The organism is Fischerella muscicola PCC 7414, from assembly GCF_000317205.1.
GTDB classification, from domain to species: domain Bacteria; phylum Cyanobacteriota; class Cyanobacteriia; order Cyanobacteriales; family Nostocaceae; genus Fischerella; species Fischerella muscicola.
Genome location: NZ_AJLK01000165.1, coordinates 1 through 13,997 on the forward strand (window position 1 = coordinate 1; position 13,997 = coordinate 13,997).

7 protein-coding genes are annotated in these 13,997 nt (G+C 40.9%); 5 read left to right on the forward strand and 2 right to left on the reverse strand.

Annotated features, from left to right (window positions below):
* Window positions 1-17: 17 nt before the first annotated feature.
* Together UYI_RS0126295 and UYI_RS0126300 are read right to left on the reverse strand one after the other, a co-directional pair.
* Entirely contained in the window at window positions 18-1,010 is a 993-nt protein-coding gene (locus tag UYI_RS0126295; RefSeq protein ID WP_016869664.1) for a glycosyltransferase, read from the reverse strand.
* Window positions 1,011-1,289: 279 nt separating this feature from the next.
* Window positions 1,290-2,942, reverse strand: coding sequence for a B12-binding domain-containing radical SAM protein (locus UYI_RS0126300; protein ID WP_016869665.1), 1,653 nt, complete (start codon window positions 2,940-2,942; stop codon window positions 1,290-1,292).
* A 238-nt stretch (window positions 2,943-3,180) separates the two neighbouring features.
* Between UYI_RS0126300 and UYI_RS0126305 the strand changes: the two genes are divergently transcribed.
* The 5 genes from UYI_RS0126305 to UYI_RS0126325 all read left to right on the forward strand — a co-directional run bounded on the left by UYI_RS0126305 (window position 3,181) and on the right by UYI_RS0126325 (window position 13,856).
* Complete coding sequence (locus tag UYI_RS0126305) at window positions 3,181-4,827, forward strand: cyclic peptide export ABC transporter (RefSeq protein ID WP_016869666.1); 1,647 nt, start codon at window positions 3,181-3,183, stop codon at window positions 4,825-4,827.
* A gap of 239 nt (window positions 4,828-5,066) precedes the next feature.
* Window positions 5,067-6,278, forward strand: coding sequence for a glycosyltransferase (locus UYI_RS0126310; protein WP_016869667.1), 1,212 nt, complete (start codon window positions 5,067-5,069; stop codon window positions 6,276-6,278).
* Between the two features lie 390 nt (window positions 6,279-6,668).
* Window positions 6,669-6,977 (forward strand): hypothetical protein, encoded by a 309-nt coding sequence (locus UYI_RS0126315; protein WP_016869668.1) that lies wholly within the window; start codon window positions 6,669-6,671, stop codon window positions 6,975-6,977.
* A 1,374-nt stretch (window positions 6,978-8,351) separates the two neighbouring features.
* Entirely contained in the window at window positions 8,352-10,751 is a 2,400-nt protein-coding gene (locus tag UYI_RS0126320; protein WP_235148024.1) for a two-partner secretion domain-containing protein, read from the forward strand.
* Window positions 10,752-11,111: 360 nt separating this feature from the next.
* Window positions 11,112-13,856, forward strand: coding sequence for a CHAT domain-containing protein (locus tag UYI_RS0126325; RefSeq protein WP_016869670.1), 2,745 nt, complete (start codon window positions 11,112-11,114; stop codon window positions 13,854-13,856).
* The last annotated feature ends 141 nt before the right edge of the window (window positions 13,857-13,997 follow it).

Here is a 13,997-nt window from a genome sequence, read left to right on the forward strand (position 1 = left end):
CTATTAATGATTAGCCATTATGCTACTTCAAATTCACCCAAAATTTGATTGTAGACTTTGAGCAAGTAATGAGGGTGAAATAAGGTGATTACATAACCTATAAGAACCAAAACTACTGAAGTAATGACAATAGGAATTGCCAAAGGCAAGTAAATTATTTGAATTGGTTGATTAGTAAACATTTTACTTAGCCTTTCAGATAAAATCCGTAACTTACCTTGTAACCCGGCTATAGAGTCACGATACTTCTGTTGAGATTTTGCTAGCAAACGGTTTTGCCAGTAATAATCGTGACCAATTAATAAGAAACGCCAGAAAAAGTGAGATAGCCCTGATGGTGGAGCGTGGGTTGCTCTGGCTTGCGGTTGTCTCCAAATTGTATAGCCCAAGGAACGTAATGTTTGAGCATGAATTACACAGTTACCTCGGTAGAGAACTAATTCGGTGGGAATGGGGTATTGTAGGAGAAATTCACGGCGGAAAGCGACGTTATTGAGAAAGTATTGGGAAGTTCGTTTGAGAGTTTTCTGCTTGGAATATTGAGGAAAGATATAAGTTAAAGCCATAGCTGTGCCGTAGATTCCCCTAGCTTGTGTTGTTGTTTCTCCGGCAACAATTTGGATTTCATCGCTTTGTGTGAAAGGGATGAGGAGATTTCTTAACCAGTTGGTTTCATAGATGCAGTCGGAGTCACAATAGACTACTATTTCCCCTGTGACTAGATTAGCTCCCAGCATTTTTGCTTGATAATATCCAGTTCCTGATGGTGCTTGATAAACTTTAATCCAGGGATATTTTTGACGTAGCTGTTCTAGCTTCTGGGGGGGAACATCACCGCTATCTATCAATAAAACTTCATTAGCTTGAGTAGGTGAGAGGTCTTGATTTACTAATGAATTTAGAGACTCAGACAGTTTGTTGATGTCAGCATTAGCCAAGTTTTCTGTTTCTAGGACAATCGAAAAACTTGGTAATCTTTCTTTAGGTTGAAATGCTTTTGCCTGTCCCATAGTTTAATTTTTTATTTAATTGTGTTTATTTATCTGCAAGTTTGTGACTAGATAAATTGGTTATCAGAATCGAGCATTCCCCAATCAAAATTTTGCACAGACGATGGAATTAGTACCTGTTTTTTTATTATAAAAAACAAGTCGTGCTTGATCTGATGAATTAGAGTAGTAATTCACCAAATTGATTTTGATATGTTGGTCAGATCCCCGACTTTTTAAAAAAGTCGGGGATCTCAACCCTCGCAAAGAGTCAAAACTTATGTGGTCGAGTAGTTATATCTAGGTGTGAACTGCTTTACGTATTTTTTGGGAATAAAACGAAGCTGATTCTTCGTTTTTGGCACATTCTTGGGCAAATTTAATGAGATGATGACCCACAAGCCCGACATGAATCATGTTCTCAATATTACCTGCTTTTAGTTGTGGTAGTGCCATTTTCCAAAATGTCTGACGATAGTTACCAAGTAGCCCTACCCGGAGCAAAATATTTACTATATAAGTTAAACCTTTACGGATATTAGCTCCGGAAGTGCGAGCGGGGCTATTAGGAACTTTGATCCGATTGGGGTAAGTGTGTTCTATATTGTGGGCAAATCGCTGATATAAAAATTCTGGTTCATAGGCTGTTGTAATACAGCGACGCCACATTTCTACTACCTGTTCATAGGGCATTAAAAATTTGATATTCGACTCACGATTTTCATCAAATACTAGTCGCCCTTCTTGTTCTAGCCTGCGCCACAAAGGTGTTTTTGGCAGTGCATGTAATAGGTTAATTGTCAACATCGGAATTTGAGACAAACGAATAAATTCGAGAATTCGGTCTGCGGTTTCTGCTGTGTCTGTATCAAACCCGATGATGATTCCTGATACAACTTCCATTCCGTAGCTATTTAAAACTTTTACTGCTTCCAAAATTGGCATACTCAGGTTATGAGTTTTAGAAATAGCGTGGAGGGCTTCTGGTTCTGGGGTTTCAATACCACAGAAGACTGTACAAAAATAAGCTTCGCGCATCATTTCTAAAAGCTTGGGACTTTGAGCTAAATTCAATGTGGCTTCACAAGCAAACTGGATGGGATAGCCATTGCGCTTTTGCCAGTCAATTAGGTATGGCAGCAACTTCATGATCGCACGACGATCGCCTACAAAGTTATCATCTACAAAGTACACTGCTCCTGGATTACCACGTTCGAGCATAGCATCTAGTTCGGCGATCACTTGCTCTGGTGTTTTCAGGCGGGGGCTGCGTCCATAGAGTTCGGGAATATCACAAAACTCGCAGCGATAGGGACAACCACTGGAAAACTGAATATTGGCGAGGAAATATTGATTGAGATCCAATAAGTGATAAGCTGGAATGGGAAATTCGCTGAGGGGCAAGCGTTCTTTGGTTTGAAAGCGAATTTGCTGTTGGGGACGTTGTGTGTGGTGATCTAAATACTCGATCATGCGATCGCTTGCATCTCCTAACTCACCCAAATGCAAAATATCAAACTCAGGATAATATTCTGGGCAACCAGAGACTGAAGGACCACCTAAAATAGTAATTTTCCCTTCTGCATGGGCAAGTCGATTAATTTCATTAATTTGTGGTCGTTGGATGTGCATCCCGCTGACAATTACCGCATCAGCCCATTGGTAATCTGTCTTTGTTGCTGTTCGCACATTTTCATCTATAAACCGGACTTCCCACTCTTGGGGTAAATAGGAAGCAACTAGTAAAATGCCTTGTGGAGGCATAAAAGCCTGAACTTTTCTACCCATAAGGGGGTAAGCATGATGAAAAGTGCCAAAAGAGCGACTGTATTTGGGAAAGATGCAGAGAATGCGCCGATGGTTGAGGGGTAGATAGCGGGTTGTTTTAATAGAAGCAGTTTCCGAATTTACCACAGGAATTTGATCTACCAAAGGCTTCAGATTCACACTCATCCCGTTTCTCCCCACAAAACTGTTAACAGTTATCAGTTATCAGTTATCAGTTTCATGACTGGCGAAACAGCTTATCTGACCCCCGCCATAGGGCTGATAATTGTTCACTGATTTAACTATCTAGTAGCAGAATTAGTGGTGATTGCAACTACCTGGTGTAATAACTTCATAAGTTTTTACTGTAAAAGATAAAATTTCCCCAAGGAGCGCAAACTAAATTGGTTTGTAAACAAATATCATGCATTTGATTTCTTTTCTGCTGCGTTCTTCTTGGAAAATGATCGCGATCGCGATCGCCACTGGATTTGTCAGTGGTGGTAGCAGTGCTGCTTTAATTGCCTTAATCAGCAATGTTGCTACTAGTAACCCCGGTTCTTCGTTAAAAATTATAATTTGGGGTTTTGTAGGATTGGCATTAGTTGCGCTCATCACCAGCATTATTTCCCAAGTAATGCTGATTCGCTTATCTCAGAATGCAGTCTTGCAACTAAGGATGCGTTTGAGTCGCCAGATTCTCTCTTCCGAGTTGAGTCATTTAGAACAACTAGGAAATCCTCGCCTCTTAGCAACCCTTACCGAAGATATTCAAGCGGTTGCTGATGGGGTTTATCAGATGCCTTTTTTATTTATTAACCTAGCGATCGTCTTGGGCTGTGTTGTTTACATCACTTGGTTATCTTGGTTAGTCTTGCTCATGGTTGCAGGATTATCTGTAGTAGCAATTGCTAGCTGTCAGTGGTTTTTGAACAGAGGTAAGAAATTACTCACCCTAGCTCGTGAAGATCAAGATGTACTGTTTGACCATTTCCGTAGTATTACTGAAGGTGTCAAAGAACTTAAACTCCACTACAACCGACGTCAAGTCTTTTTAGACAAAAAACTGCAATCAACTGCTACTAAATACCGTCGTCACAACGTTGACGGTTTCACCTTTTTTGCCATAACCACCAGTTGGGGTCAACTCATCTTCTTTTTTGCGATGGGTTTTGTCATCTTTGCACTGCCTAATTTGCTAGCCATCAATCCACAAACTCTTTCTGGATATATCTTGACCTTCACTTACTTGATGATGCCAATGAATAATATCATCAGTAAACTTCCGCTTTTAAGTAAAGCCAGCATTGCCTTACAAAAAATAGAATCACTGGGTTTATCTCTAGCTAATCGAGCCGAAGTATCAACAGTTCCACCTGCTCCTAAGACTGTTTGGCATCGTTTAGAACTAAAGGGTGTGATTCACACTTATCATACAGCAGAAGAAGACAAAAGTTTTATTTTAGGCCCTATCAACCTGACACTTTATCCGCAAGAGATTGTATTTATAGTCGGGGGAAATGGTAGCGGTAAATCTACTTTAGCTAAATTAATTACTGGACTTTATATTCCAGAAGCCGGGGAAATTAGACTGGATCAAGATTTAATTACCGAACAAAATCGAGAATGGTATCGTCAGCATTTTTCTGTAGTATTTTCTGACTTTTATTTATTTGATGAACTTTTAGGATTAGAAAATTCTAGTCTAGATCATAAAGTCCACGAGTATCTCAAACTTTTACAATTAGAGCATAAAGTGAAAGTTAAAAACGGTAAACTTTCTACCACCGCTCTTTCCCAAGGACAACGTAAAAGACTAGCATTGCTCACCGTATACTTAGAAGATCGACCCATTTATTTATTTGATGAATGGGCAGCAGATCAAGACCCAGCATTTAAGGAAATATTCTACAAAGAACTACTGCCAAAACTCAGGGATAAAGGTAAAACAGTATTGGTAATCACCCACGATGATCGCTATTTTCATCTAGCAGATAGAATTATAAAACTCGAATATGGTCAAATTGAATTTGACAAACATAATTTGCGTTCAGAACTGAAAGATATCTAAATTGAACTATATTAGAATACAAATAATCCCAGATATATACCGATAAATTATCGAATTTATCGGTGTTCATCGCCTTGCACGGTGTTCGGTTTTTATATCTCATATATATCCAGCGAACAGCACTAAATTTTATGATATAACGACCACAGATAAACACAGATACACACCGATAAATAATCGAATTCATCTGTGTTAATCGCCTTGCACGGTGTTCGTTAATTTAAAAATAAACTTAATTTATGGAAAAAATAGAACTAGCTATAGTAATTGTATCTTTATTAATTTGGATAGCATTACTAACTCTGTGGGGACAATTTTGGCAGACAGACCAACAATTAGAAGTCACAGAAACTCACTTAGAAAAATTACCATCAGTTTGTGTAGTCATTCCAGCACGTAACGAAGCAGATCTGTTGCCAAAAACATTGCGATCGCTCCTTTGCCAAAACTACCCAGGTTCGTTTACCATCTTTTTGGTAGATGATCACAGCACAGATGGAACTGCTGAAGTTGCTCAACAAACTGCCCAAGCTTTAAATAAAGACCAACAATTGCACCTTATTACTGCCCAAGCATTACCTCCTGGTTGGAGTGGCAAACTCTGGGCAATGGAACAAGGTATTAACAAAGCTACAACAATACTCGAACCAGATTACTTGCTACTCACCGATGCAGATATCGAACATGATCCAGTCAACCTACATCAACTTGTTGCCAAGGCAGAACAGGAAAATTTAGACCTTGTTTCCCTCATGGTACGACTTAGATGTGAAAACTTTTGGGAAAAACTTTTAATTCCAGCTTTTGTCTTTTTCTTTCAAAAACTCTACCCCTTTCGCTGGGTAAATGATCCCCAAAAATCAACAGCTGCGGCGGCGGGAGGTTGTATCCTGATTCGCACAGCAGCACTTAAGCGCATCGGTGGTTTGCAAGTGATTCGGCAAGCATTAATTGACGATTGCGCCCTTGCTCATGCTATCAAATCAGTTAAATCCTCTTCTCCCCCATCACCCCATCACTCCACCTCCCCCAAAATCTGGCTGGGACTCAGTTCTTCAACTCACAGTCTACGTCCTTATCCCTCCCTGTCTCCAATTTGGGACATGATTGCGAGGACTGCTTTTACTCAATTGAACTACTCGCCGTTGCTGTTAATTGGAACCCTGGTTGGGATGATTTTGGTTTATATAGTTCCACCACTGGGTTTGATTGTCGGCACTTTGACAGGAAATTGGTTAGTCGCACTCACAGGTTTATCAGCATGGTTGCTAATGAGTTTGGCTTACTTACCAATGGTTCGCTTTTATCAATGTCCTTTGTGGTTAGCTTTCTGTTTACCAATCATCGCCTTTCTCTATACTTTGATGACTCTCGACTCCGCATTACGTTATTGGCAAGGGCGAGGCGGCGGTTGGAAGGGAAGGGTTTATAAAGCAGAGGGCAGAGGCTAGAAGGTTTAACTGAATATCTGCCTTGAAAATGGGTGTAGGGGTATAGGAGAAGTTAAATTTTCATGCCCTCGTTGTGGGCATAATTGCACGTGAATATCTTGCACCAGGCGACTAGAGACTCAACAATCGACTCGCCCGCAAGTCAACTGCTTCAATAAGTGATACCAATTCACCAAAAGAATGCAACAGATACGCCATCTTGTAGAGACGCGATGAATCGCGTCTTTATCCAAGGATGTGTTGCAATCATTAATTGAATTGGTATGACTAACTGATAACTGATAACTGTAAAAGTATTTTTCACAACTTTTCCGGAAATTCATAGATTGCTCATGGTGTTATTTTCAGGGGCAACCCGCAAGTGTATGTATCTAAACAAAACACAGAACTATGAAACGCCAAATTTCTTTAATCATCGCTTTCGCACTTTCATTCCTGATGATGTTTAGCCCTGTTGCAATGGCTGATGAGGTTAAAGGTCAAACTTCAGTCACTACATCAGAATTAACTAAATCAGAAGTAATTAAAGTCACGCCAACAGAAAAGAAAGAAGCTGATGCAACTGTAGCACAGCCAAAGGCTAGCGACTTTGTGGACAAAGGGAAATTGAACCCATTCAAATTAAGGCCTGAATGCAACGTCCAGTGTGAGGGTGGTGCTATTGGATATATGCGGGGAAACCTTTGTATGCCATGCTAAAACTGACATGAATTAGTGATAAAGTTAGAAAGCGCATGAAACAAGGAGATACATGCTCAAACGCAACATCTATCTTTCAGCGCTTTCGCTTTATCCTTCTTGATGATATTTGCCATTTCTCTAGGTGGAAAAACTATAAGTTCAAGCTCAAGCTCCAGTAATCACATCAGATTCGATAAAATCCGAAAACGTTCAATTTCAGCCTCAAAATACAAGCAAGGCATTTGGATGTATGGTTCCATCTCCGAGTTGCACTCCTAATCTAATATAGATGTCGGAGGAACGTTGCATACCATCTTAAAACTCACATAAATTAGCGAGAAATTAATGGTTTAAATAGCAACCGTCTTAAAAGTCAAGCGATCGCATCACGGTTTAATGAGTTTGCTGGAACAAAAAGTGATTACGCTTGGCGATCATGAGAAAAGGCGATCGCCTCATACCATTTCACGTTAATCACGATCCATATAAATTTGTAGAGACGCGCCATGGCGCGTCTCTACACGCCTGTATTTGTATCAAGGTTTTAGTGAAATGGTATCACTAGTAGTCCACCACATTAATATAAACTGGGAGATCCCCGACTTTTTAAAAAAGTCGGGGATCTGTCCCGTCGCAACCCTAAAGAACTTATGTAGTCAAGTACTAGTTACTGCATCGAGAAAATAGATCAAGTCAAATTTAATAAGCAAAATGACAGATTGTTTTCTCAAAATGCCTATTTACTTTCTCAAAATGCCTGATTGCTTTTGCATTTTGGTATATTCCGCAAGCAAACCGCAGTTTGCTTTCTCAAAAAGCCTGATCACTTTCTCATTTCAGTAGATCACGCACTCATTTTGGTATATTCCGCAAGCAAACCGCAGTTTGCTTTCTCAAAAAGCCTGATCACTTTCTCATTTCAGTAGATCGCGTATTCATTTCGGTAGATTCAGCAAGCAAACAGACTCTTTACTTTTTCAATATGCTGATTGCTTTTTCATTTCAGTAATTTACGCAATCATCCCAGCGATCGCACTCTTAGCAAAAGCCATTAGACATCTCCAGTTAAGAAATCTAAATGTAGGGTGCGTTACGGCTTTAGCCTAACGCGCCGCTTTGTCAACGCTTTGTCAACGGTACGCCAAGCGCTAAACAGTCATGTTTTTTATGACAAATCATCTCGAAAATATGCGCTTAACACACCCTACAGTAATCTTTAATATATGATCTCTTAGCCAGAAGCATATAAGTAACATTTCCACAATGTTTCTGCTTACTGACTATACAACAACTTATTTGTATATGCTGAATCAAATCATTCCTCATTCATAATTGTTAATGAAAAAGCGGAATCACCATTTTTGCATACCTAGTTTAATTTTCCTATGCCTTTTGATTAAAGCTGATTTGATTCAGGCACAAGTTACCTCAGATGGAACTTTATCAACCCAGGTTACAACCACCAATAACTTAGACTTCACAATTACTAACGGGAACAAAGTTGGCAGTAACCTTTTTCATAGCTTTAGAGAATTTTCTGTTCCTACAGGAGGTTCAGCTTCTTTTGCCAACGACTTGGATGTTAAGAACATCATTAACCGCGTGACAGGAGGCTCAATCTCAAACATTGATGGACTGATTCAAACCAACGGTTCTGCCAACCTTTTTCTTATAAATCCCAATGGTATTGTCTTTGGCCCAAATGCCTCGTTAAACATCAACGGCTCTTTTGTTGCCAGTACAGCCCATAGTATCAACTTTGCTGATGGCACTCAATTCAGTGCTACCAATCCCCAGTCACCACCGTTACTAACTGTCAACCTCCCCATTGGTTTACAATTTGGGCAAACTGCTCAACCAATCCAAATAGAAGGGTCAAATTTACAAGTTCTGCCTGGTCAAACCTTAGCAATCTTGGGTGGTGATGTATTAGTCAAGGGTGGCGCGCTATTAGCACCCGCAGGACGAATTGATATAGGAAGTGTTGCCCCTAACAGTTTTGTCAACCTGACTCCAATAGTTGAAGGTTGGGCTTTGGGATACGATGGCGTGCAAAATTTCCAAGATATGCAAATATCTCAAGGGTCTTTTATTGATACAAGTGGTGAAGGCAACGGTGCTATTCAGTTGCGTGGCAGAAATGTTGCAATTACAGGCGCTTCAATAGTGGGGGGAATTACCGAAGGAAATAAACCAGGTCAACCTCTGTTGATCAAAGGCTCTGAATCTGTAGAGGTAAGTGGTTCCAACCGCGATTCCGCCAGCCAGTTAAGTACTGTCACCACATCGACGGGAGCAGCTAGTGACATAATAATTCAAACAAAGCAATTGATTGTCCGTGATGGTGGACTTATAGAGACGTCTACTCGTGGTTCTGGCTCAGGAGGGAATTTAACTGTAGATGCTTCTGAATCTGTGCAGGTAATAGGAGGCGGTAGACGTTTTTCTAGCTTAAGTGTTCGGACTCTTAGCATTGATAAGAATGCCGGGAATGCGGGAACAGTGCAGATTTCCACCAAAAACTTTAGCCTCCGTGATGGCGGGCAGATATCAACTTCTACTCTCGGTGCAGGCAATGGCGGAACTTTGATAGTAGATGCCTCTGAATCTGTAGAAGCGAGTGGTCTAATAGTTATATCTAGTTCTATAGTGGAACCAAATGGTCGGAGAGTGCCAGTTATTGTTAATTTCCCCAGTGGCTTGCTTTCTGAGACTAAAAATTCGCGACCACTCTTCCCTGTACCCACAGGTAAAGGCGGGGACATAATCATTAATACACAGCGTTTAGTCGTCAAAGACGGCGCCAGCATCTCAGTCGCTGCTGTTAACGGTAGTCGAGGTCAGGCAGGAACATTAGATATTAATGCTTCGGATTTTGTAACAGTGGCAGGTTCTGCCATTGGTCGGAATAATCAACCTGTTCCCAGCACCTTATTAGCAACAAGTGAGGGGCCCGGTAGTGCGGGCGACTTGAGAATTAACACAGGAAAGTTGACTGTCCAAAACGGGGCAGAAATTAATGCTAATAGCCAAGGCACAGGCAGGGCAGGCAACCTTAATATTACAGCTGATAACTTGCTGCTAGACAATCAAGGCAAACTCACTGCTAATACTACAGGCGGACAGGGAAATATCAACCTACAGTCTGGGACTTTAATCTTACGTCGTGGCAGTGGCATCACCACCAACGCTACTGGAAATAATGTTACTGGTGGCAATATCAATATTGATACAGACAATTTAGTTGCAGTTCCCCAAGAAAATAGTGATATCACTGCCAACTCTCAAGACTTCCGGGGGGGTAATGTCACTATCAATGCTCAAGCTATCTTTGGTACGCAGTTTCGCTTAAAACCCACATTTTTAAGTGATATCACTGCCACTGGGGCAAATTCTCAGTTAAATGGCAATGTCCAAATCAACATCCCAGATGTTGATCCCAGTTCCGGCTTAGTGGAATTATCAAATATTCCTATCGATCGCACTCAGCAAATAGCACAAGCTTGTCCAGCCGATCAAGGCAATAAATTTATCATCACTGGGCGTGGCGGCTTGCCATATTTACCAAACGAAGTTCTCCGTACTCAGAATACTGTACCACTGCCTTGGGTGAGGCTCGACCATCAGCAGGTGGCGATAAGGGGAGAGTCATTACCCAAGTCGCCAATTTCTAATCAAATTGTTGAGGCTACTGGTTGGGTAGTTAATAAGTCTGGGGAGGTGGTACTGGTAGCAGCAAATACCAAGCCTGTGAGTTCTTGGTTAACTCCCGCAGTGTGTCCGGGGCGCTAAGGATTATGTGTTGGTATCAATCGGTGTTCATCTGTGTTCATCTGTGTTCGTTTTTTCTCTACTGGGCTTAAGCGTAAACCACTATATTTTTGAGAAATTGACCACCGATACACACCGATGCACATAGATGGGCACTGATAGATTGTGCACTGGTGAGAAATCGGTGTTCATCTGTGTTTATCTGTGTTCGTTTTTCCTTACCTTCCCCCCGTTGCGGGGGATAGAGGGGGTAATCACAGATAGATTGAAGTGTCAATAAGTCTATTTGGTATACTCCTGTTTGTACAACCTTCCCGAAAATTTGTTGCTGTGTCTTTTCGCCGACGTCGTTTTAACGCTAGCAGATGGCTAAGAAGTATCTTGCTGGCTTTAGTAACTGCACTTTTGGTTATCTTTGAGTTTAATCTCAACCCAGCTATACAAATTGCTGTTCCTTTTGCTCAGGCAAAGGGTACTTCTAACCAGCTAAACCCCCAATCTTTAGTGGAACAGGGTCAAAAACTCTACGAGGCTGGAGACTATACTCAAGCAGTGAAGATTTTACAACAGGCAATAGAGGCTTTTCAAGCTAGTGGCGATCAACTAGGGCAAGCTATGGCGTTGAGCAATCTTGCTTTAGTCGTGAAGCAACTAGGACAGATACAAACTTCCTACAATTACATTACAAAAAGTCTGGCAATTCTTCAGACTAACCGCAATGTAAAGACGCGAAATTTCGCATCTTTACAAGTCCTGGCTCAAACTCTGGAAATTGAAGGAAGTCTGCTGTTGGAATTAGGCAGAACTCAGCAAGCTTTGGATAGTTGGAAACAAGCTGTTCGTATTTACACGCAATTGGGTGATGAAGTTGGGAGAGTTCGCAGTTCTATTAATCTTGCCCAAGCTGAGCAAACTTTGGGACTTTACCGTCAAGCCCAAACAAATTTAGAGCAACTGGTTGACTCTGTTGTCAAACAACCAGACTCTGTGATTAAAATAACTCTCCTCCGCAGCCTTGGTGATGTTCTACAATTAGTCGGTGAGTTAGATAAGTCTGAAGAAGTTTTGCAAAAAAGCCATGCTCTTGCTCAAAAATTGCGATCGCCTGACCAATTAGCAGCAACATTACTTAGTCTAGGTAATATCCACCGTGCTTTAGGTAATAGAGCTAACGAGCAGCTAAATACTTTTAGTGAAGAAAGGTTGACGCCTTTACAGTGTAGAATCTCGAATGCACAACATCCCATCTCTCGGGAAGCTTCTGGGGCTTATCAACAAGCTGTGCAATATTATGAGCAGGCGGCTACTCTAGCTAAATCGCCAGTTGGGCAAATTCAAGCAAAACTCAACCAATTGAGTGTATTACTAGAAATGCACAATTGGTCACAAGCACGGCTGTTATCTGCTGATATCCAACCTCGGTTAAACCAACTTCCCGTTAACCAAACAGCAATTTTTACCCGGATTAACTTGGCTCAGAATTTAGTTTGTTTCAAACAAGCCACAAACGCCGATATACCTGGATGGCGAGAAATTGCTCAAAATTTCGCAACCGCAATTAAACAGGCTAGAAGTATTGGTGATCAACGTTCAGAAGCTTACGCTTTAGGTGCTTTGGGGGCATTATACCTAGAAACAAAAGACTTAGCCAATGCCCAAAAGCTGAGTGAGCAGGCATTAAAAATAGCTCAGAGTATGCAATTAGCAGATATTGCTTATTTATGGCAATGGCAACTAGGATACATACTCAAGATTACAGGTGATATCCAAGGTGCGATCGCATACTACGACCAAGCATATAAAACCCTGCAATCTCTTCGCAACGATTTAGTTGCCCTCAACCCAGATATCCAGTTTTCCTTTCGCGATAATGTCGAGCCTGTCTATCGACAATACGTGGATTTACTCTTATTACCAGAAAATAGGGCATCAGGAATAGTTAAAAATCAACAACCAACAAACAACAAACAATTAACAACTAACCAAAAAAACTTACAGCAAGCGCGTGATGTGATTGAAGCTTTGCAGTTCACAGAATTAGAGAACTTTTTTCGAGAAGCCTGTTTGCGACCTGTGCCAAAACAAATTGATGAGGTAGTTGATAAAACTGATACTACAGCAGCAGTCATTTACCCAATTATTTTAAAAGACCGTCTTGAAATCATTCTCAAGTTGCCAACGGAAAGTAACCTTTATCACTATACAACTAATCAACGGGCAAACGAAATTGAAAAAGATTTAGAAAAACTACAGTACTTCCTTACACAACCCGACCGCATTAATTTAGTCAAAAAAATCTCAGGAAAAGTATATAATTGGTTAATTCAACCATTAGAAAATAAACTGAAAAACAAGAATATCAAAACATTGGTCTTTGTTCTAGATGGTTCTTTGCGAAATATCCCGATGGCAGTTCTTTACGATCAGCAAGACCAAAAATTTTTAATCCAAAAGTATGCTATTGCTATCGCTCCAGGTTTGCAGTTAATTGACCCCAAACCGTTGCAAAAAAGAACATTTAATGCTTTAACTGCTGGAGTGAGTAAAGAACGTAAAATTGAAGGTCGCACCTTTTCTCCTCTGACACATGTAGAAGTTGAATTGGAGACTATTCAGTCAGCAATTCCGAAAACGGAAGAACTTCTCAATCAGACTTTTACTCCAAAAAATGTGCAAAATCAGATGCAAGCAGTACCTTACACTGTTGTTCACATCGCAACTCACGGGTTATTTAGTTCCAATGCCGAAAAAACTTTTATTCTGACTTGGAATCAACTTTTGAAAGTCAAGGATTTTGATAAATTATTGCGCTTAGGTAACTCTAGTCAATCTCGTGCTATTGAATTACTTGTTCTGAGTGCTTGTCAAACTGCTTTAGGAGATAAACGAGCGACTTTAGGACTTGCTGGGATCGCAGTCCGAGCAGGCGCACGTAGCACTTTAGCAACTTTGTGGTCTGTTGACGATGAGTCTACAGCTGTGCTGATGAGTAAATTTTATGATGAGTTAGAAAATCCTACGCTTACTAAAGCTGACGCTCTCCGCCGCGCTCAACTCTCTCTATTAGAAAGTGACGGAATTCCCTATTTGTGGGCCCCATATGTTTTGGTGGGGAATTGGTTGTAGGGATTAGGGATTGGGGATCGGGAGGACAAGGAAGTGTGGGGAGTAGGGGAGCCAGCGCGGTCTTGTTGGTTTCCAACAAAGAGCGACTGGCGTGGAGTGTGAGGAGTAGAGGAATTACTACTAACTACTAACTACTAACCA

Bases quoted from the DNA above. Each gene is read 5' to 3' on its own strand.
- UYI_RS0126295 (WP_016869664.1), bottom strand. From the start codon at position 1,010: ATGGGACAGGCAAAAGCATTTCAACCTAAAGAAAGATTACCAAGTTTT.
- UYI_RS0126300 (WP_016869665.1), bottom strand. From the start codon at position 2,942: ATGAGTGTGAATCTGAAGCCTTTGGTAGATCAAATTCCTGTGGTAAAT.
- UYI_RS0126305 (WP_016869666.1), top strand. From the start codon at position 3,181: ATGCATTTGATTTCTTTTCTGCTGCGTTCTTCTTGGAAAATGATCGCG.
- UYI_RS0126310 (WP_016869667.1), top strand. From the start codon at position 5,067: ATGGAAAAAATAGAACTAGCTATAGTAATTGTATCTTTATTAATTTGG.
- UYI_RS0126315 (WP_016869668.1), top strand. From the start codon at position 6,669: ATGAAACGCCAAATTTCTTTAATCATCGCTTTCGCACTTTCATTCCTG.